At 64.3% G+C, this 23,257-nt stretch carries 21 protein-coding genes; 20 read left to right on the top strand and 1 reads right to left on the bottom strand.

Annotated features, from left to right (window positions below; genetic code table 11):
- Window positions 1-164: 164 nt before the first annotated feature.
- The 18 genes from rbfA to JTF07_RS00590 all read left to right on the top strand — a co-directional run bounded on the left by rbfA (window position 165) and on the right by JTF07_RS00590 (window position 18,866).
- A complete protein-coding gene (gene rbfA, locus JTF07_RS00675; RefSeq protein WP_204232442.1) occupies window positions 165-593 on the top strand; it encodes a 30S ribosome-binding factor RbfA in 429 nt (142 codons plus the stop codon).
- 205 nt (window positions 594-798) lie between these two features.
- Window positions 799-1,692 (top strand): VldE C-terminal domain-containing protein, encoded by an 894-nt coding sequence (locus JTF07_RS00670; protein WP_204232441.1) that lies wholly within the window; start codon window positions 799-801, stop codon window positions 1,690-1,692.
- Between the two features lie 13 nt (window positions 1,693-1,705).
- The gene (gene truB / locus JTF07_RS00665; protein ID WP_204232440.1) at window positions 1,706-2,623 is read left to right on the top strand and encodes a tRNA pseudouridine(55) synthase TruB; all 918 of its coding nucleotides are present in this window, start codon (window positions 1,706-1,708) and stop codon (window positions 2,621-2,623) included.
- A 100-nt stretch (window positions 2,624-2,723) separates the two neighbouring features.
- On the top strand, window positions 2,724-3,347 hold the full coding sequence (locus JTF07_RS00660) for a hypothetical protein (RefSeq protein WP_204232439.1): 624 nt from the start codon (window positions 2,724-2,726) through the stop codon (window positions 3,345-3,347).
- Window positions 3,337-3,708 carry a hypothetical protein gene (locus JTF07_RS00655; RefSeq protein ID WP_204232438.1) on the top strand — a complete coding sequence of 124 codons (372 nt, stop codon included), beginning with the start codon at window positions 3,337-3,339 and terminating at the stop codon, window positions 3,706-3,708. The genes JTF07_RS00660 and JTF07_RS00655 overlap by 11 nt, the downstream gene beginning before the upstream one ends.
- Before the next feature lie 73 nt (window positions 3,709-3,781).
- Window positions 3,782-4,720: a bifunctional riboflavin kinase/FAD synthetase gene (locus tag JTF07_RS00650; protein ID WP_204232437.1), complete on the top strand. Its 939-nt coding sequence runs from the start codon at window positions 3,782-3,784 to the stop codon at window positions 4,718-4,720.
- A gap of 92 nt (window positions 4,721-4,812) precedes the next feature.
- A complete protein-coding gene (gene rpsO / locus JTF07_RS00645; protein WP_009882989.1) occupies window positions 4,813-5,082 on the top strand; it encodes a 30S ribosomal protein S15 in 270 nt (89 codons plus the stop codon).
- Between the two features lie 396 nt (window positions 5,083-5,478).
- The gene (locus tag JTF07_RS00640) at window positions 5,479-7,698 is read left to right on the top strand and encodes a polyribonucleotide nucleotidyltransferase (protein WP_204232436.1); all 2,220 of its coding nucleotides are present in this window, start codon (window positions 5,479-5,481) and stop codon (window positions 7,696-7,698) included.
- 68 nt (window positions 7,699-7,766) lie between these two features.
- The gene (locus JTF07_RS00635) at window positions 7,767-9,020 is read left to right on the top strand and encodes a M16 family metallopeptidase (RefSeq protein WP_353843838.1); all 1,254 of its coding nucleotides are present in this window, start codon (window positions 7,767-7,769) and stop codon (window positions 9,018-9,020) included.
- Between the two features lie 119 nt (window positions 9,021-9,139).
- Window positions 9,140-9,781 carry a TetR/AcrR family transcriptional regulator gene (locus JTF07_RS00630; RefSeq protein ID WP_213018570.1) on the top strand — a complete coding sequence of 214 codons (642 nt, stop codon included), beginning with the start codon at window positions 9,140-9,142 and terminating at the stop codon, window positions 9,779-9,781.
- Window positions 9,782-9,887: 106 nt separating this feature from the next.
- Window positions 9,888-11,126, top strand: a complete 1,239-nt coding sequence (locus JTF07_RS00625) for a glutamate dehydrogenase (RefSeq protein ID WP_252199208.1) — start codon at window positions 9,888-9,890, stop codon at window positions 11,124-11,126.
- A 4-nt stretch (window positions 11,127-11,130) separates the two neighbouring features.
- Window positions 11,131-13,275 carry an acetate--CoA ligase family protein gene (locus tag JTF07_RS00620; RefSeq protein ID WP_204232435.1) on the top strand — a complete coding sequence of 715 codons (2,145 nt, stop codon included), beginning with the start codon at window positions 11,131-11,133 and terminating at the stop codon, window positions 13,273-13,275.
- Window positions 13,272-14,957, top strand: a complete 1,686-nt coding sequence (locus JTF07_RS00615; RefSeq protein WP_204232434.1) for a thiamine pyrophosphate-binding protein — start codon at window positions 13,272-13,274, stop codon at window positions 14,955-14,957. Before JTF07_RS00620 ends, JTF07_RS00615 begins: the two co-directional genes overlap by 4 nt.
- Window positions 14,954-16,120 (top strand): acyl-CoA dehydrogenase family protein, encoded by a 1,167-nt coding sequence (locus JTF07_RS00610; protein ID WP_204232433.1) that lies wholly within the window; start codon window positions 14,954-14,956, stop codon window positions 16,118-16,120. The genes JTF07_RS00615 and JTF07_RS00610 overlap by 4 nt, the downstream gene beginning before the upstream one ends.
- Window positions 16,121-16,274: 154 nt before the next feature.
- The gene (locus tag JTF07_RS00605; RefSeq protein ID WP_204232432.1) at window positions 16,275-16,901 is read left to right on the top strand and encodes a superoxide dismutase; all 627 of its coding nucleotides are present in this window, start codon (window positions 16,275-16,277) and stop codon (window positions 16,899-16,901) included.
- A 138-nt stretch (window positions 16,902-17,039) separates the two neighbouring features.
- A complete protein-coding gene (locus JTF07_RS00600; RefSeq protein WP_353843837.1) occupies window positions 17,040-17,618 on the top strand; it encodes a GNAT family N-acetyltransferase in 579 nt (192 codons plus the stop codon).
- Window positions 17,619-17,658: 40 nt separating this feature from the next.
- Entirely contained in the window at window positions 17,659-18,408 is a 750-nt protein-coding gene (gene dapB / locus JTF07_RS00595) for a 4-hydroxy-tetrahydrodipicolinate reductase (RefSeq protein WP_204232431.1), read from the top strand.
- Complete coding sequence (locus JTF07_RS00590) at window positions 18,408-18,866, top strand: hypothetical protein (RefSeq protein ID WP_204232430.1); 459 nt, start codon at window positions 18,408-18,410, stop codon at window positions 18,864-18,866. The genes dapB and JTF07_RS00590 overlap by 1 nt, the downstream gene beginning before the upstream one ends.
- Here JTF07_RS00590 and JTF07_RS00585 read toward each other — a convergent pair.
- Window positions 18,863-20,209 carry a heparan-alpha-glucosaminide N-acetyltransferase domain-containing protein gene (locus tag JTF07_RS00585; protein ID WP_252199206.1) on the bottom strand — a complete coding sequence of 449 codons (1,347 nt, stop codon included), beginning with the start codon at window positions 20,207-20,209 and terminating at the stop codon, window positions 18,863-18,865. The two genes, JTF07_RS00590 and JTF07_RS00585, sit on opposite strands and share 4 nt — an antisense overlap.
- Before the next feature lie 48 nt (window positions 20,210-20,257).
- Between JTF07_RS00585 and ypfJ the strand changes: the two genes are divergently transcribed.
- Together ypfJ and JTF07_RS00575 are read left to right on the top strand one after the other, a co-directional pair.
- The gene (gene ypfJ, locus JTF07_RS00580) at window positions 20,258-21,139 is read left to right on the top strand and encodes a KPN_02809 family neutral zinc metallopeptidase (RefSeq protein ID WP_204232429.1); all 882 of its coding nucleotides are present in this window, start codon (window positions 20,258-20,260) and stop codon (window positions 21,137-21,139) included.
- A gap of 117 nt (window positions 21,140-21,256) precedes the next feature.
- The gene (locus tag JTF07_RS00575; RefSeq protein WP_204232428.1) at window positions 21,257-23,257 is read left to right on the top strand and encodes an oxidoreductase; all 2,001 of its coding nucleotides are present in this window, start codon (window positions 21,257-21,259) and stop codon (window positions 23,255-23,257) included.

The following is a 23,257-nucleotide window of genomic DNA, read 5'->3' as shown; positions in this document are numbered from 1 at the left end:
CGCACGGACGTCGCCGACGATGAGAGAATGTGCCGGGGGAGTGCTCCACGGGCCACAGCACCAGCCAGACACACAGACACAGGTACACACAGATACGGATACTCAAGTGGCAGTTCCAATCGAACTCAGTCACTGTCACAGTTCAGACGAAGAAGGAAGTCACCATGGCAGATGCAACTCGGGCGCGTAAGATCGCCGACCAGATCAAGGTCATCGTCGCCAGCACGATCGAACGCAGACTCAAGGATCCCCGTCTCGGTTTCGTCACGGTCACCGATGTGCGCGTGACCGGAGATCTGCAGCACGCCTCGATCTTCTACACTGTCTTCGGAGACGGGCAGGACCTCGAAGCCACAGGCAAAGCCCTGGAGTCCGCGAAGGGCTTCATCCGGTCTGAGGTCGGCAAGGGCCTGACGATCCGACTGACTCCCAGCCTCGAATTCATTGCCGACGCCGTGCCGGAGGCCGCCGCTCACCTCGACGGTCTTCTCGCCAAGGCCGCAGCAGATGACGCTCGGGTGGCAGGACTGGCCAAGGACGCGAAGCCCGCAGGAGACGAAGACCCCTACAAGAAGGCCGACGACGAAGACTGACTGGTCACAGCGCTGTAACGGACCATCGATGCGACAGTGCTTCGGCTGTGTCGTCCCAGCTGAGCGCGGCGGGACTCGTGCGCGCAACCGCGACTTCTGTCACTCTCGCGAAAAAACCTCACGTAACAGTTTTGTAATCTTTCACTTCTAGTTTAGACTTTTTCTGGTAACGAAATGATTACGACTCTGTTAAGGGATTTCTGAATTGGGTAAGCACTCTTCGCCAAAGCCTGGCTTTGCTAAGCAGCTGGTCCGGGACCTGACCCCCGCCAGCAAGCGCTCTTCCGGTCGGCACTCCTCGGACGCACCGTCGACCGCCACCTCTGTGCTGGCAACTGTCAGGCAGCGTCCCGTCGTTGCCGCGATCGCGGTTCCGGCCGCAGCCACCGCCGCCGTCGTCGGCTCAACCGTCGTCATGAGCCCGCCCGAGGCCGGCAATGTCACGACCGAGGCCGCTGACACCTCTGCACAGCAGTCGAAGTCGAGCCCCTCGGCCGTCAGCCAGGATGAGATCGACGCCCAGCGCGAGAAGGCCGGCGAAGAATACCTCAAGGACGTCAAGGACGATCCCAAGTACAAGAACAAGACCTCGAAGACGACACTCGATGTCAAGACTCCCAAGCCCAAGCCGTCCCCGACGACGGAGAAGGCGCAGACGGAGTCCGGCAGCGCGAAGTCATCCGACGAGAAGTCCTCCGATTCGGATGAGAAGTCATCAGAGGGTTCAGGCACTCCAGAGGGCATCTCGAACGAACCCTGCTCGGTCTCATCCTCGATCGAATCCGGACTGCAGCCCAATGCCGTCAACGGCTACCGCGCCGTGTGTGCGAAGTTCCCCGAAGTCAAGACCTACGGTGGCGTTCGGCCTGGCTCCGGCACCTCGGACCACTACACCGGCGGAGCCGTCGACATCATGATCACCGGCGCTACCGGAGACCGCATCGCCGAGTACCTGATCCAGAACTCCGGAGCACTCAACGTCAAGTACGTGATCTGGGAACAGCGCATCTGGAACCCGGGCAGCGGTTGGAGCAGCATGGAAGACCGTGGTTCACCCACGGACAACCACTTCGACCATGTGCACGTCTCCTTCAACTGATCGAGCCTGACGCGTGAGCGATACTTCCCCGCAGGGTGTCCTTGTCTGCGACAAGCCCCAAGGCCTGACGTCCCATGGCGTCGTCTCTCGGATTCGGCGCTGGTACGGCACCCGCAAGGTCGGGCATGCCGGAACCCTCGACCCTATGGCCACGGGCGTGCTCGTCCTCGGGCTGGGGCGTGGGACCAAACTCCTGGGCTATATCACCGGCGTGTCCAAGACCTATCTGGCCACGATCCGTCTCGGCTCGGCCACGCCGACCGATGATGCGGACTCCGAGCCGGACCTCTTCGCCGAGCCTGCGGCACTGGCGGCAGTCTCTGATGATGGGATCGCTCACGGCGTCTCAGCCTTGAGGGGCTCCATCGATCAGGTCCCCAGCGCGGTCTCCGCGATCAAGGTCAACGGCCAACGCTCCTACGCCCGCGTCCGTGCCGGTGAAGACGTTGAGCTCAAGGCGCGCCGGGTCGAGATCTCAGATTTCACCATCCTCGCCACTCGCTATTCCGTTGCGCAGGGCCACATCGATGTCGACGTCGAAGTCGACTGCTCGTCGGGGACCTATGTTCGTGCGCTGGCGCGAGATCTCGGCAGCAGCCTCGGCGTCCATGGACATCTCACCGCTCTGCGGCGCACTCGAGTGGGGGACTTCAGCCTCGACGAAGCGGTGACGATCCCCGACGATCTTGACATCGAGGCTCCCACGCTGACTTCTCTCGCCGAGGTGGCCAGGGCCCTGCTTCCGACCGTGTGCGTCGAGTCCGCGGAGGCCAAGGCCCTGATGCAGGGCAAGACGATCGGCACCGATCGGAGCCCGGATCAGGGCAACGAGGTGGCCGTGATCGTCGGCGAGGAGCTCGTCTCGATCGCCGAGGTGCGGGCCGGGGGAGTGCTGAAGTCTCAGACGGCCTTCGCCATCGACCTCGCCTGAGAGCGCAACGATGCTGCGAGCAATACAACGTACTCGCTTGTATTCGATAGATACAACTGAAACGGTTGTCTATCGTCGTGGACTTTGGTGTACTTGAGTCATGTACGTCATGACCATCGACCAGCGAGGATCTCGTGAACGCACTGATGAGGTGCCCGAGCTGCTCGACGTTCTGACCCGGGTTGAGACCCAGAGGGGCTTCGAACGTACGATCGGCGACGAGGTGCAGGGCGTTCTCGACTCACCCGAGCAGGTGACTCTGGCCGTCCGTCTGCTGGCCGCACGAACTGGGTGGCATATCGGAATCGGAGTCGGCCCGGTCGACACTCCATTGCCGTCTTCCACTGCCGAGGGCAGGGGGGAGGCCTTCTATGCAGCCAGGCGCGCGGTCGAGGCCGCAAAGGGTGCACCCGCTCATCTTGTCGTCGACCCGGAGACAGCGCACTCGAGCCTGGCTGAAAGCGCTCTGCGCCTGGTGGTCTGGACGTTCGAGAATATCCGGTCCCAGTCTCGGCGCTACATCGACCGCAGGCTCGACCATCCCGACTCCACTCAGCACGACATCGCTGAACACTTCGACGTCTCCCAACAGGCTGTGTCCAGGGTGCTCTCCCCAGGCGGTGTGGAGCTCATCGAGGGTGCCTGCGCGCTGTCGACCTTCCACCTGGCCCATATAGGAGAGACCGGGGACCGCGACTTTCAGGCAGGTGACCATGTGGTTTGACCTACTCATCGCTGCCATTGCGGCGATCGTGTCGGCAGCGGGTGGCTACCTGCTGGTTCCGCTGTTCCTGCGGATGACCCATGACGGGCCCGGCTCGAAGCCGAGACGCACCGGCAGCGAGGACATCGACGTCCTGCGCGGCGGAATGTGGATCGGCATCGTCGAGCGCGCCCTCATCGCCGGAGCCATCGTGCTGGGCAGGCCCGAACTCATGGCCGTCGTCGTCGCAGTCAAAGGGCTCGGACGCTTCGCGGAGATCAAATCCTCGGCGGCCGCGGGCGAGCGATTCATCATCGGAACGTTCCTCTCCATCGCGATCGCATCCCTGGTCGGCGTGATCGGCTGGGCCGTCATCTCCTGAGGCGTGCGTGGGTTAGCACGTGAGAACATCTCTGCGATAACCTGAGTCGGTGCACGGAAGGAGCAAACGTCGAGTGGAGCTTTATCACGGACTGAATGAGGTCGGGACCGACGATGTCGGCACCGTTGTGACCCTGGGCAACTTCGATGGGGTCCACCGCGGCCACCAGACTGTTCTCCAAGCCGTAGCGGCACTGGCCAGTGAGCGCTCTCTGCGCTCTGTTGCCATGACCTTCGACCCGCACCCGCGCACGGTCCACCGCTCTGATGAGCCGACGCTGATGATCACGAGCACCGAGCAGAAGGCCGATTTCATCGCGGAGACCGGCATCGACGCTCTGTTCGTCCAGCACTACGACCTCGACTTCGCGGCCCAGAGTGCCGAGGAGTTCGTGCGCACCTACTTCGTTGAGGCCCTGGGCTGTGAGATCGTCGTCGTCGGTGATGACGTGAGGTTCGGCAAGGACAACGAAGGCACCATCGAGACTCTGCGCCACCTCGGCGAGAAATACGGGTTCCGGACCGAGACGATCGAAGAGGTCGGGCGCGGGGGACGGTACTCCTCCTCACGGATCCGGGATCAGATCGTCGGCGGAGATGTCGCCGAGGCTGCCGATCAGCTGGGTCGCTACCACCGGGTCGAGGGGGCCGTCGTCCACGGCGACGCCCGCGGTCGCGACCTCGGATTCCCGACCGCGAACCTGTCCGAAGATGCCGAGGGCCTCATTCCCGCCGATGGTGTCTATGCCGGGTGGGCGACATTCTCCGATGAGGACCAGGCGTACCCCGCAGCCATCTCGGTGGGCACCAACCCCACGTTCGAAGGCAACGTCCGACGAGTCGAGGCGCACGTCCTCGACAAGGAGTTCGGCGAATTCGACGTCTACGGCAAGCACATGATCCTCGAGTTCGTCTCACGAATCCGTGGACAGGTGACGTTCACCGGCATGGACGAGCTCGTCGTGAAGATGCACGAGGACATTGCTGATGTGCGCGAGGTGCTCCACACCTGATAAACTGAACCTTGCCGTTTTCACCGGCCGCGGTTCGATAGTGCTGAGACTGACAGGTTTCGGCGCCGCGCAACGATCAAAAGGAGAAGTCCATGGCTCTCAGTACTGCTGAAAAGCAAGAAGTCATCAAGGAATATGCAACTCACGAGGGCGACACCGGTTCTCCCGAGGTTCAGGTTGCGCTGCTGACCCGCCGGATCACCGAGCTCACCGAACACTTCAAGGATCACAAGCACGACCACCACTCGCGTCGTGGCCTGCTGCTCCTCGTCGGCCAGCGCCGCCGGATGCTCAAGTACTTGCAGCGCGTGGAGATCGAGCGCTACCGCTCGCTCATCAAGCGCCTGGGCCTGCGTCGCTGAGACCAGCCCCATGACATTGAGCGTGACTCCGACGAACTGACACAGACTCGAACGAGTCACCTCAGACGAAACGAAGCGTCCTGCATCATGCAGGGCGCTTCTTCGTTGTCCCCGGCCGTTCGACTGCCGATGCCATAACCGAGTGGAATGCGAGGCAATGGCTCACAGGGGCAACTGCGGTAGACTTCAACGTGGACAACCATGCCATGGACGTTTCGGTCCTCGGTAGTGGCTTCCGGAAGAGCACGCATGCGCATGCTGCTTCCGTGGGCCCCGATCGATGACCGGCTTGGATCCATGGGGTTGTCCGAGCCAATATCCACCGGATAGACGCGGGCTTCTTTCGCCTTCATTCTTCGAAGGTGTCCGCGTACCGGTTACAAACAAGGAGAATACGTGGGACTCAACCCTGAATCCGCCGTAGCGCACATTGACAATGGCAGCTATGGTTCACACACCATCCGCTTCGAAACAGGACGGCTTGCACAGCAGGCCGCCGGTTCTGCCGTCGCCTACCTCGACGACGAAACCATGCTGTTCTCGGCCACCTCGGCGGGCAAGAACCCCCGTGAGGGCTTCGACTTCTTCCCTCTGACCGTCGACGTCGAAGAGCGCATGTACGCCGCGGGTCGCATCCCCGGTTCGTTCTTCCGCCGTGAAGGACGCCCCTCGACCGACGCGGTCCTCACCTGCCGCCTCATCGACCGCCCTCTGCGCCCCTCCTTCGTGAAGGGACTGCGCAACGAGGTTCAGGTCGTCGTCACAGTGATGTCGATCCACCCCGACCACATCTACGATGCACTGGCCATCAACGCGGCCTCGATGTCGACTCAGCTCTCCGGACTGCCTTTCTCCGGCCCCATCGGCGGCGTGCGCATCGCACTCATCGACGGCCAGTGGGTTGCCTTCCCGAACCACTCGCAGCTCGATGACGCCGTCTTCAACATGGTCGTCGCCGGCCGTGTCGTCGGTGACGACGTGGCGATCATGATGGTCGAGGCAGAAGCCACAGACAACGCCATCGACCGCATCAAGTCCGGTGCCACCGCACCGACCGAAGAGGTCGTAGCAGAGGGACTCGAAGCCGCGAAGCCCTTCATCAGCGAACTCTGCCGTGCGCAGCAGGAGCTGGCTGACAGTGCAGCCAAACCCACTGTCGAGTTCCCTGTCTTCAAGGACTACCAGGACGACGTCTACGAGGCTGTGCGCGAACTCGCCGAAGCCAAGCAGACCGAGAACTTCCAGATCGCTGACAAGCAGGAACGCGAAGCAGCAGGCGAAGATCTGCTCTCTGAGCTCTTCGACAAGCTCGGCGAACGCTTCGCCGGCCGCGAGAAGGAAATCGCCGGGGCCCTCAACGCGCTGACGAAGCAGGTCGTGCGCAAGCGCATCCTCACCGAGCAGATCCGCATCGACGGTCGTGGTCTCAAGGACATCCGTCCGCTGACCGCCGAAACCAACGTGATCCCACGCGCTCACGGCTCGGCCATCTTCGAGCGCGGAGAGACGCAGATCCTCGGTGTCACCACGCTGAACATGCTCAAGCTCGAACAGCACATCGACTCTCTGTCGCCTGTGACCACGAAGCGCTACATGCACCACTACAACTTCCCGCCCTACTCGGTCGGAGAGACCGGTCGTGTGGGCAGCCCGAAGCGCCGCGAGATCGGACACGGTGCGCTGGCTGAACGTGCACTCGTGCCTGTTCTGCCCAAGCGCGAGGACTTCCCCTACGCCATCCGCGAAGTCTCAGAGGCACTCGGATCCAACGGCTCGACCTCGATGGGTTCGGTCTGCGCATCGACTCTGGCCATGCTCTCGGCTGGTGTGCCGCTGCAGGCTCCTGTCGCAGGTATCGCCATGGGACTCGTCTCCGATGTCATCTCCACCGACACCGGAGATCAGACCGCATACGCGGCACTGACTGACATCCTCGGTGCCGAAGACGCCTTCGGCGACATGGACTTCAAGGTTGCCGGTACGCGTGACTTCATCACTGCGATCCAGCTCGACACCAAGCTCGACGGCCTTCCCGCCTCGGTGCTCGGTGCCGCGCTCAAGCAGGCGCAGGAAGCCCGCATGGTCATCCTCGACGTCATCGCCGAGGCCATCGATGCTCCGGCAGAGATGGCTCCGACTGCTCCGCGCATCATCTCGGTGAACATCCCGGTCGACAAGATCGGCGAGGTCATCGGACCCAAGGGCAAGATGATCAACCAGATGCAGGAAGACACCGGCGCTGACATCAGCATCGAAGACGACGGAACCGTCCTCATCGGTGCCGCCGACGGAGCAGCCGCAGATGCCGCCCGCTCGATGATCAACGCCATCGCCAACCCGCAGGTGCCCGAGGTCGGCGAACGTTACCTCGGAACCGTCGTGAAGACGATGAGCTTCGGCGCATTCGTCTCCCTGACACCGGGCAAGGATGGCCTGCTGCACATCTCCGAGCTGCGTAAGCTCAACGATGGCAAGCGCGTCGAGGACGTCGAAGACGTCGTCGGAGTCGGCCAGAAGGTCCAGGTCGAGATCACGAAGATCGACGACCGCGGCAAGCTGTCACTCTCGCCTGTCAGCGACGATGACGAAGAAGCAGAAGAGGAATCAGACAACTGATACTCAAGGATTCTCACACCGGGGAGGGCAGCCGAATCGATCGGTCTGTCCTCCCCGGTGGTTTGACAGTGACCACCGAACACATGCCCGGACTGGCGTCGGAGACCATCGGCATCTGGGTCGCGGCAGGATCGCGCGACGAATCGACCGAGACCGCCGGATCGACCCATTTCCTCGAGCACATGCTCTTCAAGGGAACGCCGACGAAGGACGCGAAGACGATCGCGGCTGCCTTCGACCGGACCGGGGGAGACTCCAACGCCATCACGGCCAAGGAGCTCACCTGCTACTACTCGCGCTGCCTGGTGACGGATCTGTCGGACATCACCTCGCTGCTCGTCGACATGGTCTCGAACTCGAACCTGGATGCCGAGGAGTTCGAACGCGAACGCGGCGTCATCATCGAGGAGTTGGCGATGTCGGCCGACGATCCCGGCGACGTCCTCTTCGATGACTTCGACGAACTCGTCTTCGGCGACCACCCATTGGCACGTCCGGTCGGCGCGACGAAGGACCAGATCCGCGTGCTGGGCCATCACACGCTTCTCGAACACCACTCGACAACCTATGTTCCCCCGCGTCTGGTCATCGCCGCAGCCGGCGGTGCCACCCACGGGGAGGTCCTGGGCATGGTCGAGGACGCATTGGCTCAGGCAGGTGTCGGCTCACCGGCCGGCTCACACACCTGGGACAGTCCCGCCGCGACAGCAGGCGGGGTGGCCGGCCGCGGCACACGTGAGGTGCCGACGTTCCATTCGGGTCGCTCACACACGGTCAAAGACACCGAACAGCTGGGAATCCTGCTCGGCTGCGAGGGTCTCGAAGAGGGCCATCCGGATCGCTTCGTCTATTCGGTGCTGCTGACGATGCTCGGCGGAGGTATGTCCTCTCGACTCTTCCAGAGCGTGCGAGAAGAACGCGGTCTCGCCTACGCCGTCAACTGTGTGGCAAGCCAGTTCACTGACTTCGGAACGTTCGGCATCTACGCCGGCTGCACGCCGGAGAACGGGCAGGCCGTCGTCGATCTGGCTCTGGCCGAATGGGACCGTCTGGCGCAGGAGGTGCCAAGTCGCCCCGAGCTGGACGCGATCGTCTCCCAGCTCTCGGGTTCGATGGTCCTCGGACTCGAGTCTTCGGCGGCACGGATGAATCGACTGGCCCGATCGGAGATCTTCGGAATCTCCCTCGAATCTCCGCTCGACCTCATCGAACGCGTCCGCTCGGTCACAGCTGAGCAGGTGTCGACGATGGCAGGAGACCTCATGTCTCGCCCGAAGTCGCTGTCCCTCGTGGGACCGCAGGCCGACGTCGTTCTGCGCTGAGGATGAGATGACGCTGGCCTGAGGCGATGCCCGCAGGCTCCGAACCGTGAGCATCTAGAATGGCTGTACAACATGAATCGTGTTGTACAGCCATTTCTGTCTGTGTGGGGGAGAGATTCATGTCGCGAAAGAGCGCATCGGTGCGTCGGGACGAGATCCTGGCTGCGACCGTGGAGGAGATCGAAAGCACCGGCCTGCGCACCCTCCGAGTCGCCGATGTCGCTGCACGGCTGGGGTTGAGTCCGAGCCTGGTCATCTACCACTTCGTGACGAAGGAAGCACTCGTCGCCGCAGCCTTCGCACACGCCGGGGAGAACGACCTCTATCGCGCGCGTCGACTCGCCGCGACGCAGAAGCCAGCATCGCAGCGGCTCAGAGACGTCGTCCAGTGGTACATGCCGACAGGCTCGACGAGGAGCTGGAAGATCTGGATCGACGGGTGGTCTGCCGGACTCTTCGACGATGGGGTGAAGTCGACGTTCTCCACCCTTGATCGAGAGTGGAAGACAATACTGTCCGAGCTCATCGTCGCTGGGCTCGAGGCAGAGGAATTCCGATTCAGCCACGGCCGCATGGCCACGGAAGCGTCCGCGCATGAGCCCACAGGCACCACCGTCGCGGAGTTGGCCGATGACTGCGCCACGAGGATCCTCGCGTACCTCGACGGGCTCGCAGTCCAACTCATCTTCAACCCTGAAAGCGTGTCGCCTCAGACCCTGTCCGCTTGGGTCGATGCTTTCGTCGCACGCGAATTGGAATGAGCCCGGAACTCTCGCTCAGACGCGCTTGACGTGGCAGCCCTCCGACGGTCAGACTGGTGATCTGAACCTAACTGAACAGCGATTCAGTAAAACCCTTGGGAGCGACATGTTCATGGACATCACCTGGCAGGATCCGATCACCGAAGCACACGGATTCGTCGTCATCGACACGCTGGTGAGGGGAACAGCCTCGGGCGGGCTGAGGATGCGTCAGGGATGCACTCTCGATGAGGTGCGGGGTCTGGCTCAGGGGATGACGCGCAAGGAGGCGATCCATCTGCGGCCGGGCCGGCGCTACGTTCCCGTCGGCGGTGCGAAGGGCGGCATCGACTTCGACCCACGTGCCCCCGGAGCCACCGACATCCTCGAGCGGTTCCTCGTCGCCGTGAACCCGATCATGCGCGCCTATTGGGCCCTCGGCGAGGACCTGGGTGTACGCCAGAACGATATTGACGACATCCTTGCCAAGCGTGAACTCGGCAGCGGCCTGTCGGCCGTGGAGAAGCTGCTGACTGACCCGGAAGCGGCCAGGGCGCGGACGGCCACCGCCTTCTCTGTCATCGTCGACGGTCTCGCTCAGGATGAGCTCGTCGGCGGACTGGGAGTGGCCACCTCGGCGATCGCCGCACTCGAGGCCGAGGGGAGGGACCCGGCCGACTCGACCGCGGTGATCCAAGGATTCGGATCGATGGGTGGGGCGAGCGCCCGATTCCTCGCCGAGGCGGGAGTGCGCATCGTCGGCATCGCCGATGCCGACGGGTTCGTGTCCAACCCGGCCGGACTCGACGTCGAGGCCCTGCTGGACACACGCGATCCCTTCGGCGGCATCGACCGAGCCGCACTTCGTCCCGACGATCGTGACGGTGACCGCGGAGACTGGCTGGCCGCTGACTGTGATGTGCTTGTCCCTGCGGCAGTCAGCTACGCGATCACGCGTGAGAACTGTGAGGCCATCACCGCCGGGCTCATCGTCGAGGCTGCGAACATGCCCGTGCTGCCCGATGCGGAAGAGCGCCTGCAGGCCCGAGGGGTCACAGTCGTTCCCGACTTCCTCGCGAACTCCGCGACGAATGCATGGTGGTGGTGGGTGACGTTCGGCGATGTCGACGGCAGCTGGGACGACAGCCGGTCCCTGGTCATCGAGACTCTGCGCGAACTCACGACCGAGGTGCTCAGTGATGCCGACCGTGTGGGCATCACTCCCCGGCAGGCGGCACAGTCCCGGGTGGATGCGAACCTCGAAGTGCTCCGGGCCGAGCCTGATCGAGCGATCGGGGTCGGTTCAGCGATCGGGGTCGATTCAGGGGACACTGATCAGATGGCCGCCGCCAAGGCAGAGCGTTAGAGCCATGGATCGGTTCTTCGACCCCGGCAGCGTCGCCGTCCTCGGAGCCTCGAACGACCCGGCCAAATGGGGATTCTGGCTCTCCGCGGGAGCGTTGAAGGGAACACATCGGCGCCGGGTCCATCTCATCAACTCACGAGTCGCCTCGATCCAGGGTGAACCCACCTTCCCCAGCCTCGCTGAGCTGCCTGAGACGCCGGAGCTCCTTGTCATCTCGATCCCGGGCAGCGGGGTCCCGGCCGTCGTCGATGATGCTTTGGCCGCAGGAGTGCGAGCCTTCCTCATCATCTCGGCCAGGGTGCCCGGCGCCGCCGAGGTGGCCCAGCGAATCATCTCCGCAGGAGCCCGCCTCATCGGCCCTTCGTCCTTGGGCGTCGTCGATGCGAGCAATGATCTGCTTCTGGCCTGGGGCAACTTCACCCCCGGGTCCCTGGCCGTGGTGACGCAGAGCGGCCAACTTGGAACAGAGATCGCCACCCTCTCAGCACGCAGCGGCCTCGGGATCTCACGCTTCGCCTCCATCGGCGGACAGTCGGACGTCAGGGCCGCAGAGATCCTGTCCTCCCTGGTCGACGACGCCGCCACCACGCAGGTCGTGCTCTATCTTGAGTCCTTCACCGGCGGCAGCGCCCTGGTGTCGGCCATGCAGGCACTGCGTGCGGCAGGGAAGCCCACGATGATCCTCACCACGGGCCAATCGGACGCCGGCGCCAGGCTCGCGCGATCGCACACCGGATCGCTCACCTCGGCGATCGACACCGTCGATGCCGCCTGTCGCGCCGCTGGTGCAATCCGACTCTCGACACCCGGAGAGGCGGTCGAGCTTGCCGGTTTCCTCGCCACGTCCTGGTTGCCCGCAGGGAGGAGGATCGCCGTCATCTCCGATTCAGGCGGGCAGGGCGCGATCGCCGCAGACCGAGCCGAGTCCCACGGTCTGCGCGTCACCGTCCTTGACGCTCTCACACGCACCCGGGTCGCAGAGAATCTGCCGCACGCCGGTCACATCGACAATCCGATCGACCTCGACGGGGCAGGGGAGGCCGACCTGTCCGTGCACTCGCGTCTCGTCGATGCGCTCCTGGCCGATGAGGCCATCGACGCAGTCGTCCTGAGCGGATACTTCGGCTGCTACGGCGAGGACATTCCTGCTCTCCTCGATGCGGAGCTGGCCGAGGTGGGCCGGCTGAGTGAGACCGTGCACAGTCATCGCAAGCCTCTCATCGTCCACTCGATGAGTGCCGACTCACAGGCCGTCGCTGCCCTGTGGGAGAACTCGATACCCGTCTACACCTCGATCGAATCGGTCATGCGCGTCGTCGCCGGAGCCGGGTTCTACGCCTCTCATTCCGGGCGCATCACCGAGGCTCTGGAACGGTCGGGTCCGGTCACACCCTGGGGGACCGGGTACGGTGCGGCCCGGGACACGATCAGCGCGGCCGGGGTGCCGGTGCCGCGGGCGCTGACGCTGAGTCGCGGAGCCGAACTCGCCGAGGTGGTGGCCGGCTCGGACCTGACACCGCCGTTCGTGCTCAAGGCCTCTTGGCCTGCACACAAGACCGAACTCGGGGCGATCGCCCTCGGCCTCGGCAATGCCGCAGCTCTCGAAGACGCCTACGTGAAGATGGTAGGTCGCCTCGGCGAGGGTGAGTACATCGTCGAGGAGATGGACACCCGCGATGGGGCCGTCGAGATCCTGGTCGGCGGACGCCAGGACGAGAACTTCGGGCCGATTGTGATGGTGGGAGCCGGAGGCACCGAGACGGAGCTCTACGGCGACACCTGGCTCGAGCTGGCGCCGGTCTCGCATGCCGAGGCCCTCGACATGGTCTCCCGACTCACGTGCTACCGGCTGCTCACAGGATGGCGAGGTCGGCGTGCGACGGACCTCGACGAATTGGCCGAGATCATCGTCTCGGTCTCCCGTCTGATCGCCGGCAGCAATGAGATCCAGGAGATCGAGATCAACCCGGTGCGCGTCACCCCGGACGGGGCGTTGGCCGTCGACGCGCTCGTCGTCACGAACCGAGACGAAGACGACAGCAGCAACGACAGCGACAGCAGCACCGACAACGACAGCAGCACCGACAACGACAGCGGCTCTGATAACGACAGCAGCAGCACCGACAACCCCGACAAGGAGTCACGATGACAGAGGAACAGGCAGAGATCACCGGCGGTGCGCACCTGGCTCGGGCACTGAGAGCCGAGGGAATCACACGGGTCTACGGGATCCCCGGGACCCATAATCTCGAGATCTTCGCACAGCTGGCTGCCGAGGGAATCGACATCGTCTCACCGCGCCATGAACAGGGAGCCGGGTACATGGCCGACGGCGCGGCCCGAGTCACCGGTGAGGTGCAGGTCGTCGTCACAACGACGGGACCGGCGGTGCTCAATGCGCTGACCGCTCTGCTGCAGTCCTTCACCGACTCGGTCCCGGTCCTGCTCATCAGCCCCGGTATGCCCCTGACCCATCCCGGACGCGGCAACGGACTCCTCCACGAGGTGCGCAACCAGAGCCAGGCCATCGACGCCGTCCTCGGCGACAGCCACCGGGTGACCAGCCCCGGTGAGGTGTCCCTGGCGGTCGGACAGGCGCTCTCACGCATGCGCAGCGGACGAACCCGCCCCGCCTACATCGAGATCCCACTCGACCTCATCGAAGCCACCGGACCCGGTTGGCTGCACCCGGCTCTGGCCCGTCCCAACCCGACTCCGCAGCCGTCGGCGATCAGGTCAGCCGCCGAGGCGCTGGCAAGCTCCCAGCGCCCTCTTCTCATCGTCGGGGCCGGGGCCCGCAGCGCCGGCGCGGAGGTGGAAGAGCTCTCCCAGGTACTCGGGGCTGGGGTCATCCTGTCCTCGAACGCGAAGGGAACGATCGACGATGAGTTCGTCAACAACCTCGGCGCCATCGGAGTCCTCGAAGCGCTGCCGGAGGTGCTCGGTGCTGCTGATGCGGTGGTGGCAATCGGCACGGAACTGGCTCCCAGCGACTTCTGGCCCGAGCCAATGCCGCTGCCGCGCACGATCGTTCGCATCGACCTCGACGAGGTGCAGATGCTGCGCAACGCCCGCGTCAGCCACCCGATCCCAGCCGACGCGAAGGACGCGACGATCGCACTGACGCACCGGCTGCACCAGACCAGGTCGACCAACCTCACCCGGGCGGCAATCGAGTGGCTGCGCGGCTGGCAGGACACGATCACGGCCGCTGCCACGACCGAAGGCGCAGCCTGGGCACCGCTGTGCGGAGCACTCAACGACTACACCACCTCGGCGAGCTCTCCTGTCATCGTCGCCGCGGATTCCACGATGTGCTGCTACTACGGAGTGCAGACCGGATGGGCGGCACGCAGAGGAGATCGCTTCCTCTACCCGGCAGGCGCCGGAACCCTGGGATTCGGCCTGCCTGCGGGGATCGGTGCGAAACTCGCCGTGCCAGAGGCCAGTGTTGTGGCGATCGAGGGCGACGGAGGAGCGATGTTCACGATCGTCGAACTCGCCGCGGCTGTGCAGGCCCAGGTGTCGATGTCCCTCATCATCGTCGACAACGGCGGCTACGGGGAGATCCGCAACGAGATGGTCGATCGGGGCGATACTCCTGCGGGAGTGGCACTGCTGGGACCCGACTTCCCGGCTCTGGCCGAGTCGATGGGCGCTCGCGGTCTCCACATCGAGACCCAGGAGCAGCTGGCGACGGCACTGCGCCAGGCCGAGGACTTCGCCGGACCCACCCTGATCCACATGACCGAGGACTCCCGCGCGGCCACGGACATGCTGGGTGCGACCCAGCCGAGTGAGAATTCGAACGAGACGAGGAGAGAGCCATGAGCTACACACCCTGGCCGCTGAGTGATGAGCAGAACGACATCATCGAACTGTGCCGGACCTTTGCGAAGGACAAGATCCGTCCCGCGGGTCCTGCCGTCGACGAGGCAGACATCCATTCTCCGGTCGAGCTGTTCCACGAGGCCGCTCGCGTGGGCATCACAGACTTCATGATCCCCGAGGAGTATGGCGGAGGCGGCTTCACCGACGTCTTCACACAATGCCTCGTCCAAGAGCAGCTGTGCTTCGGGGACCCCGGCATCGGCAACCTTCTGTGCTCCAACGGCTTCTTCGCCGATCCGATCCTGGCGCTGGGAACAGAAGAGCAGAAGGAGACCTGGCTGCGCCCTCTGACCGGGCCGGAACCGATGTTCACCGCGCTGGCGACGACCGAGCCGGGGTCCGGATCCGACTCCGCCTCGATCACCACCAGGGCCGAGCCTGTCGACGGCGGGTACCTGCTCAACGGACAGAAGGCCTGGATCTCGAACGCGGGACTCGCCGAAGGCTATGTCGTCTTCGCCAAGACAGACCCTGCGCAGCGCTCACGAGGAGTCACCGCCTTTCTCCTGCCGCGAGAGACCGAAGGCATGGAGTTCGGGGCACCGATGAAGAAGATGGGCCAGCGCGCGATCGTGTGCCGGGAGATCTTCTTCTCCGACGCGTTCGTTCCGAGCGCCAATCGCCTCGGCGCGGAGGGGCAGGGCTTCTACGGACTGATGCGCACCTTCGACATCTCCCGCGTGGTCCTCGGCGCCGCGGCACTGGGCACGGCCAGAGCCGCCTACGAATACGCCCGCGACTATGCGCGTGAACGCACACAGTTCGACAGGACGATCATCGAACACCAGTCCGTGGCCTTCCGGCTGGCAGACATGGCCGCGCGCATCGACGCCGCCTGGCTGCAGGTCCTCAACGCCGCCCGCATGATCGATGCCGGTGACGGCGTGCCGCGGGAGAAGGTCACCGCCTCGGCAGCCATGGCCAAACTGGGCGCATCAGAGACGGCGATGTTCTGCACCTGGGCCGGAGTCCAGACCCTGGGCGGATGGGGCTACTCGCGCGAGCACCCCGTCGAGCAGTGGATGCGTGATGCGAAGCTCGAGGAGATCGAAGAGGGGACCTCAGACATCATGCGGCTGCTGATCTCGCGGAATCTGCCCTGACACTGTGAGTGATTTCGTGTGGCGCCGCGATGTCACTTGGCGTCATCTGGAATAGTCCTCACGACTACCGTGTTGTTCGAGATGAGACCCTGCTATAGGGTCGAAATGAAGCCGCCGACCTTGGCGGACATCAATTCTCTTCAGGAGGAATTTCATGGCTGAGCAGTACGTCCTTCCGGAACTGCCCTACGACTACTCCGCACTTGAGCCGCACATCTCGGCTCGCATCATGGAGCTGCACCACGACAAGCACCACGCAACCTACGTCAAGGGTGCCAACACCGCTGTTGAACAGCTGGCAGAAGCCCGCGAAAGCGGAAACCTCGCCAACGTGCCGAAGCTGACCCGCGATCTCGCGTTCAACCTCGGCGGACACGTCAACCACTCGATCTTCTGGAACAACATGTCTCCAGACGGCGGCGACAAGCCCGAAGGCGAACTCGCAGCAGCCATCGACGACCAGTTCGGGTCCTTCGACAAGTTCCGTGAGCACTTCACCACGGCAGCCACCACGATCCAGGGCTCCGGCTGGGCCGTGCTCGTCTACGATCAGCTCGGTGGAAACCTCTTCATCGAGCAGCTCAAGGACCAGCAGTCGGACATCCAGCTCGGCGGAACCCCGGTTCTCCAGCTCGATATGTGGGAGCACGCCTTCTACCTCGACTACCAGAACGTCAAGCCTGACTACGTCAAGGCCTGGTGGAACATCGTGAACTGGGCAGACGCAGGCGCACGCTTCGACCGCGCCGTGGCTCAGACCAAGGGACTCCTGCTCGGCTGATAGCCGGACAGACCCTGAGACGGCGGCTCCGACCCATCGCGGCGGGGCCGCCGTTTTGCGTATCCGCTGACTGGCCCGCCGACGCCGACAGGCTGCACCCGAGCGCCCGTTAGGCTGTGCCCATGGCCTCGTTAAGCTGTGTCCATAGCCGAATTCCTCAGACGTTGGCGCCGCGATGATGTGGGCGCTCTCGCCGACATCTACGTCCGGGCCGATACCGACCTTCGCAGCAACATCCCTGACGACCGCTCACCAGCAGGTGCGCAGGCATGGCTCGATAGGATCCGAAGTGCCGAGGACGAGGGGACAGTGGCGGCCTACGCAATCGTGGCCGCTGACCTGACTCCGGTCGGCAATGTCATGGCAACAGCCATCGAGCAGCGTCACTCGACGGCCTGGATCTCCTACTGGCTCGATCCCAGTGTTCGCGGTCACGGACTGGCCGCGGCCGGATTGCGCAGTCTCATCGACCATCTCCATGACGACCTGGACGTCAATCGCCTGGAACTGGGATACCGCGTAGACAATCCCGCATCGGGCAGAGTTGCCAAGAGCGCAGGATTTGCAGTCGAAGGCAGAGAACGCGAGCGCCTTCTCTACGACGGGTTCCGGTTCGACACCGAGGTATGTGCCCGCCTGCGTGGCGATCAACGCCCCTCGGGTCGTCGGCTGCCGATCACGGCACCTGATGACGGTGGCAGCGCCGTGAGTCGTTAGACTGGCCTGCGGAGAACGTCGAGCAAGGAGTTACGAACTTATGAACGCGATTCGGGTAGCCGTCATCGGAGCGCAGGGCCGCATGGGCGCCCAAGCTGTCGACGCCATCACCGAGGCCGAGGGCCTCGAACTCGTTGCGACCCTTGGCAGCAGCGACTCCCTGGAGAGTCTGCTCGAGAAGAGCGTCGACGTTGCGGTCGAACTCACAGTTCCCGCCTCGACGGAGGCGAACGTGCGCTTCCTCGTCGAGCACGACATCGACACCGTGGTCGGTACGACCGGCTGGGACGCTGAGAAGCTGTCCGGTCTCGAAGAGCTCCTAGCCGAGCATGCTGACACCGCCGTGCTCATCGCCCCGAACTTCTCGATCGGCGCGGTCCTGGCCATGCGCTTCGCTGAGCTGGCCGCACCGTACTTCGACTCCGCCGAGGTGGTCGAGATCCACCACCCACGCAAGCTCGACGCTCCGTCGGGAACGGCCAACCACACCGCGCAGCGAATCGCGGCAGCCCGGAACGATGCCGGCCTGCCTCCGGTACCCGACGCCACCGAAATCGATCCCAACGGTGCTCGCGGCGCAGTCGTCGACGGCATCCACGTGCACGCGATCCGCCAGCAGGGCATGACAGCCTCGGAGGAGATCCACTTCGGTTCCAGCGGCGAGGCCCTGAGCATCCGGACGGACTCACATTCCACCTCGGCGTTCATGCCGGGAATCGTCACCGCAGTGCGGTCGATCTCCGACTACACCGGCCTGCTGCACGGCCTCGAGACCATGCTCGACCTCTGATGTCCAAAGGGAAAATCGGGGCGATCGTCGTCTCAGTGGTGCTCGTCTTCTACTTCGTCCTCATGGGGCATCGAGCATGGGTGCTGGTCAGGGAACCCGATCTGATTCCACGACTGATGGGCATCGCCCTCTTCGTCCTGCCGCTCATCGGAGCCTGGACGCTGATCGTCGAACTCATGTTCGGTGCACGGACCGAGAAGTTGGCGCGCATCCTCAAATCAGAGGGTGGACTGCCCGTCGATGATCTGCCGCGAACGCCGGGCGGGAGGATCATCCGCGAATCCGCCGACGAAGCCTTCGGCCAGTACCAGGCCGAGGCAGAGGCCGCACCCGAGAACTGGCGTTCATGGTTCCGCCTCTCTTGCGCCTACGATGCGTGCGGAGATCGCAAGCGCGCCAGATCAACGATGCGCAAGGCCGTCAATATGCATCGAGCGGGTGTGAAGCAGAATTCCTAGTCGGCCTCGGGCCCTGAACGGCCCGGGCTACGTCCAGGCCCCGGCCCCGGCCCCGGCCCAGACCCTGGCTCAGACCCCGGCACCGGCCCAGGTCCTGGAACCGGTGACGCGGACCGGATGATCGCTGCGACTCCACCCTCAAGCGGGCCATGGGCACCGATCGCCAGCTTCCACATCAGAGCGAAGCCGATGAACACGAGAGCATGCAGACCGAACTCGAGGGTCTGCGGCGACATCGCCTCACCGCCGAGCATCGGATTGGCCTCGATCCAGGGGCGTGTGATCTCGAGCAGGACGACATGGGCGGAGTACACGCTCAAGGGCATCGAGCCAGGAGCCGTCAGCGGCGCCAGCACCCAGGTGCTTCGCCCCAGCAGCATCGCCAGCGACTGACAGACAACAATGGTCGTCAGCGCGGTCCCGGCCGTGGACAGCAGGTCGAAGGGCGTGCTTGAGTGTGGGCCCGCGATCGCCAGCCACCACCACGACGTCGTCGGCGTCACCCCATAGCTGCCGGTGAACAGCGCCGCATTGAGATCGGTCCCGTACAGCTCGGAAACCCGAACCAGAACAGGACCGCCTCCAGCGACGTTGATGAGCAGCCAGGAGACTCCCTTGCCGACGAGAAACAGCCCCAGACCGGCGGCGAAGAGCGACATGAGGTGCTTGCCGATATCGACCTTCGCGACTGCCATCCCCAACACGATGTACGACAGCCACTGCAGTATCGGGTAATAGCCGGTGAGAACCAGGTCATGGAGCATGGTCAGAGGGCGCGCGAAGTCGAACCATGACATCGACGAATACATCGGCTCCAGGCCGAACTCACTGCGGATGAGCATCGAGAGCACAGGGCTGAGGACCATCCAGGCACCGGCGATGCCGAAGAGTGTGCTGGCGCGCAGGCGCAGAAACAGCATCGCAATCGCGAACATGACCCCGTAGTTGACGAGGATGACGGCCAGCAGCGACGAGATCGATCCCAGGCACAGTCCGATGATGACGATCGCTCCCGCCCGGATGAGCACACTGGGAACGGCATCGCGCAGACGTCCCGAAGCTGCCATCCGAGACCGAGTTGAGAGCACCAGCGAACAGCCGGCCAGGACCGCGAACAGCGCCGAGGCACGCCCCGCGAACACGGCGGCCCAGGTCGGGAGGCCCTCGGGATCGGACAGGGCGAAGATGTGCGTGACCATCATCGCGAACAGGGCGATTCCGCGAGCGGCGTCGAGGCCGATGAGTCGCCCGGCAGGGCTCAGGCGATCACGGACCGTTGTGCTGCCAGCAGTCGCCGTTGTGCTGCCAGCAGTCGCCGAGGTGGGGGAGCGGTGTGAGCTCATGCCTCGATTCTCACATGAGAGGTGACAAGCCGTTGTATCTTTATGGCTATGACCTTCAATCCGAATGCTGACATCTCGGGCAACAAGACCAGCCGACGAGGACGCAACACCGCCATCGCCGGCGGTGGCGTCGGAATCGTGGGCCTCCTCGTCTTCCTCATCGGCCCGCTGCTCGGTGTCGATGTCACCGGGCTCGTGGGCGGCGGCATGCTCGACGGCGAGCAGTCATCGCAGTCCTCGGGTGTCGAAGAGATGGCCCAATGCGACACCGGCGAGGACGCGAACACGTCCACCGACTGCCGGATGGCCGGGGCACAGGTCGTCCTCGACGACTACTGGTCCCAGCACGTCGACGGCTACGAACCACCCCAGCTGACCATCGTCGACGGTCAGACCTCAACCCAGTGCGGCACCGCCTCGAACGCGGTGGGCCCCTTCTACTGCCCGCCTGAGCAGGGCGTCTACATCGATCCGAGCTTCTTCGAGATCATGCGGCAGCAATTCGGTGCCTCTGCCGGCGAGCTCGCCCAGCTCTACATCGTCGGACACGAGTGGGGCCACCACATCCAGAACATCACCGGCACGATGAGCGATCATCCGAACAACGGCACCGGAGCAGACAGCAACGGCGTGCGCGTCGAACTCCAGGCCGACTGCTACGCCGGAGCGTGGCTCGGCGACGTCACCACCCTGACCGACGACAACGGCACCCCGTATCTGGAGACACCCACCCAAGAACAGATCGACGATGCCCTCAACGCAGCCTTCGTCGTCGGTGATGACCACATCCAGAAACAGTCCTCGGGCTCGGTCAACCCCGAGTCCTTCACCCACGGTTCGAGCGAGCAGCGCCAGAAATGGTTCACCAGCGGATACGAGAACGGCCTCGGAAGCTGTGACACCTTCGGCGGGAACGGCGCGAACCTGTAGCCGAGCCCCCACCTGTCCAGGCCCTCCACCGTCATCAAGACCGTGGCCTTCCATCGTAATTAATACCGTGATATGAATTATCTGTCAGGACCTACCCCGCATGCATCAAGGAAGATCATGTCTTCACTGTTCCCTCACCTCTTCGCACCCATCACGCTGGGACCGAAGACCATCCGCAACCGCATCGTGTCCTCGGGCCACGACACCGTACTCGACGACCACGGGATGATCGGCGACGATCTTGTCGCCTATCACGAAGAGCGAGCCAGGGGCGGCTGCGGACTGATCGTCCTCCAGGTCTCCGGCGTCCACGAGACAGCCCGCTACACGAACCATGTGCTCATGGCCACCGACGATTCCTCGGTACCCGGATACCAGGCCGTCGCCGAGGCGGTCCACCGTCACGGTGCCGCCATCTTCGCACAGCTCTTCCACCCGGGCCGTGAGGTCATGGACGGTGAGCGCGGCATGGCACCTCGCGCCGTGGCTCCCAGCGACGAACCACAGGAGAGGTTCAAGGTCGTCCCCGAGGCATTGAGCACCTCCGCGATCAAGGACATCATCGCCGGGTATGCCAGTGCCGCGAAGCGCATCGCCGGCTCCGGCATCGACGGAGTCGAGATCGTGGCCAGCCATGGATACCTGCCCATTCAGTTCTTCAACCCGCGAGTGAACACGCGCACCGATGAATACGGCGGCAGCCCGGCCAATCGCCGTCGCTTCCTCGCCGAGGTCGTCGCCGGGGTTCGCGAAGCGGTGGGCCCAGACATCGTGGTGGGCCTGAGGATCTCGGGAGAGGAGAAGACCGAGGACGGTCTGGTCGCCACCGAGGTGCTCGACCTCATCGGCCACCTCGACGCGATGAAGGTCGCGCATGGGGGCTCCGGTGAGCAGATGGACTGCCTCGACTACTTCTCGATCACCGCCGGAGACTCCTCGACCCTGCAGGGTGCGGTGCACATCGTCCCCTCGATGCAGATCGACCCGGCCTATGCCGCGACCCTGTCCGAACAGGTCAAGAAGATCACCGACCGACCGGTGATGGTCGCCGGACGGATCAACCAGCCCCACGAAGCAGAGAAGGCCATCGCCGAAGGCCGCACCGACATGGCGATCATGACCCGGGCGATGATCTGCGATCCGGCGATGGCCAACAAGGCCCAGGGCGACGCCGTGGACGAGATCCGAGCCTGCATCGGCTGCAACCAGGCCTGCATCGGGCACTTCCAGATGGGCGTGCCCATCTCCTGCATCCAATACCCCGAATCGGGTCGGGAGCTGACGTTCCTGCCTCGGCCAAGGGTGAGGACCCGACGTCGAGTGCTCGTCATCGGCGGAGGACCCGCCGGGCTCAAGGCGGCAGCGGTGGCAGCCGAACAGGGCGATGACGTCGTCCTCTGCGAACGCGAGCCCCACCTCGGCGGGGCCGTGCTGCTGGCACAGGAGCTGCCCTACCGGTCCGAATTCGGGGGAGCGGCGACGAACCTGAGCGCCGAGGCACGACGCGCGGGAGTCGACATTCGAACGTCGACGCCGGTGACCCAGCAGATTCTCGCCGAGTCTGCACCCGATCACGTGATCGTCGCGACGGGTGCCAAGGCGCGTATGCCACGACTTGAGGTCGACGATGAGGCTGTCGTCATCGGTGCCCGCGACTATCTGAGCACCCAGCCGAGTCTGCCTTCGGGCCGTGTGCTCGTCACCGACTGGAAGGGCGATTGGATCGGTCTGGGCATCGCACTGCGCTTGGCCGAAGCCCGCGTACCGGTGACACTGGCGACTGCGGCGAACTTCGCCGGAGCCGCAATCCAGCAGTACACACGCACACTGCTCATGTCCCAGGCTCTGCGGGCGGGAGTCGACTTCCTCAACGACGCCCGCCTCGTCGGAGTCGATGCGTCGACCGGCTACCTGCAGTCGACGCTGTGCGAGATCGTCCACGAGGTCGACGGCGTGGCAGCCACTATCGTCTCCGGCGCACCGCAGTCCGTGACCCCAGATCTCGATTTCGGGTCCGCAAGCGTTCGCACCATCGGGGATGCCGTGGCACCGCGGACGGTGGAGGAAGCCGTCTTCGAAGGACTGCAGGCCGCGAGCAGTTTGGCGGCCGTCTCGTGA

The sequence above is a fragment of the Brevibacterium sp. RIT 803 genome (assembly GCF_016892625.1).
Lineage (GTDB): Bacteria > Actinomycetota > Actinomycetes > Actinomycetales > Brevibacteriaceae > Brevibacterium.
This window is presented reverse-complemented; position numbering and strand designations above follow the sequence as displayed.

Bases quoted from the DNA above. Each gene is read 5' to 3' on its own strand.
- rbfA (WP_204232442.1), top strand. From the start codon at position 165: ATGGCAGATGCAACTCGGGCGCGTAAGATCGCCGACCAGATCAAGGTC.
- JTF07_RS00660 (WP_204232439.1), top strand. From the start codon at position 2,724: ATGTACGTCATGACCATCGACCAGCGAGGATCTCGTGAACGCACTGAT.
- JTF07_RS00655 (WP_204232438.1), top strand. From the start codon at position 3,337: ATGTGGTTTGACCTACTCATCGCTGCCATTGCGGCGATCGTGTCGGCA.
- rpsO (WP_009882989.1), top strand. From the start codon at position 4,813: ATGGCTCTCAGTACTGCTGAAAAGCAAGAAGTCATCAAGGAATATGCA.
- JTF07_RS00630 (WP_213018570.1), top strand. From the start codon at position 9,140: ATGTCGCGAAAGAGCGCATCGGTGCGTCGGGACGAGATCCTGGCTGCG.
- JTF07_RS00625 (WP_252199208.1), top strand. From the start codon at position 9,888: ATGTTCATGGACATCACCTGGCAGGATCCGATCACCGAAGCACACGGA.
- JTF07_RS00620 (WP_204232435.1), top strand. From the start codon at position 11,131: ATGGATCGGTTCTTCGACCCCGGCAGCGTCGCCGTCCTCGGAGCCTCG.
- JTF07_RS00615 (WP_204232434.1), top strand. From the start codon at position 13,272: ATGACAGAGGAACAGGCAGAGATCACCGGCGGTGCGCACCTGGCTCGG.
- JTF07_RS00610 (WP_204232433.1), top strand. From the start codon at position 14,954: ATGAGCTACACACCCTGGCCGCTGAGTGATGAGCAGAACGACATCATC.
- JTF07_RS00605 (WP_204232432.1), top strand. From the start codon at position 16,275: ATGGCTGAGCAGTACGTCCTTCCGGAACTGCCCTACGACTACTCCGCA.
- dapB (WP_204232431.1), top strand. From the start codon at position 17,659: ATGAACGCGATTCGGGTAGCCGTCATCGGAGCGCAGGGCCGCATGGGC.
- JTF07_RS00590 (WP_204232430.1), top strand. From the start codon at position 18,408: ATGTCCAAAGGGAAAATCGGGGCGATCGTCGTCTCAGTGGTGCTCGTC.
- JTF07_RS00585 (WP_252199206.1), bottom strand. From the start codon at position 20,209: ATGAGCTCACACCGCTCCCCCACCTCGGCGACTGCTGGCAGCACAACG.
- ypfJ (WP_204232429.1), top strand. From the start codon at position 20,258: ATGACCTTCAATCCGAATGCTGACATCTCGGGCAACAAGACCAGCCGA.
- JTF07_RS00575 (WP_204232428.1), top strand. From the start codon at position 21,257: ATGTCTTCACTGTTCCCTCACCTCTTCGCACCCATCACGCTGGGACCG.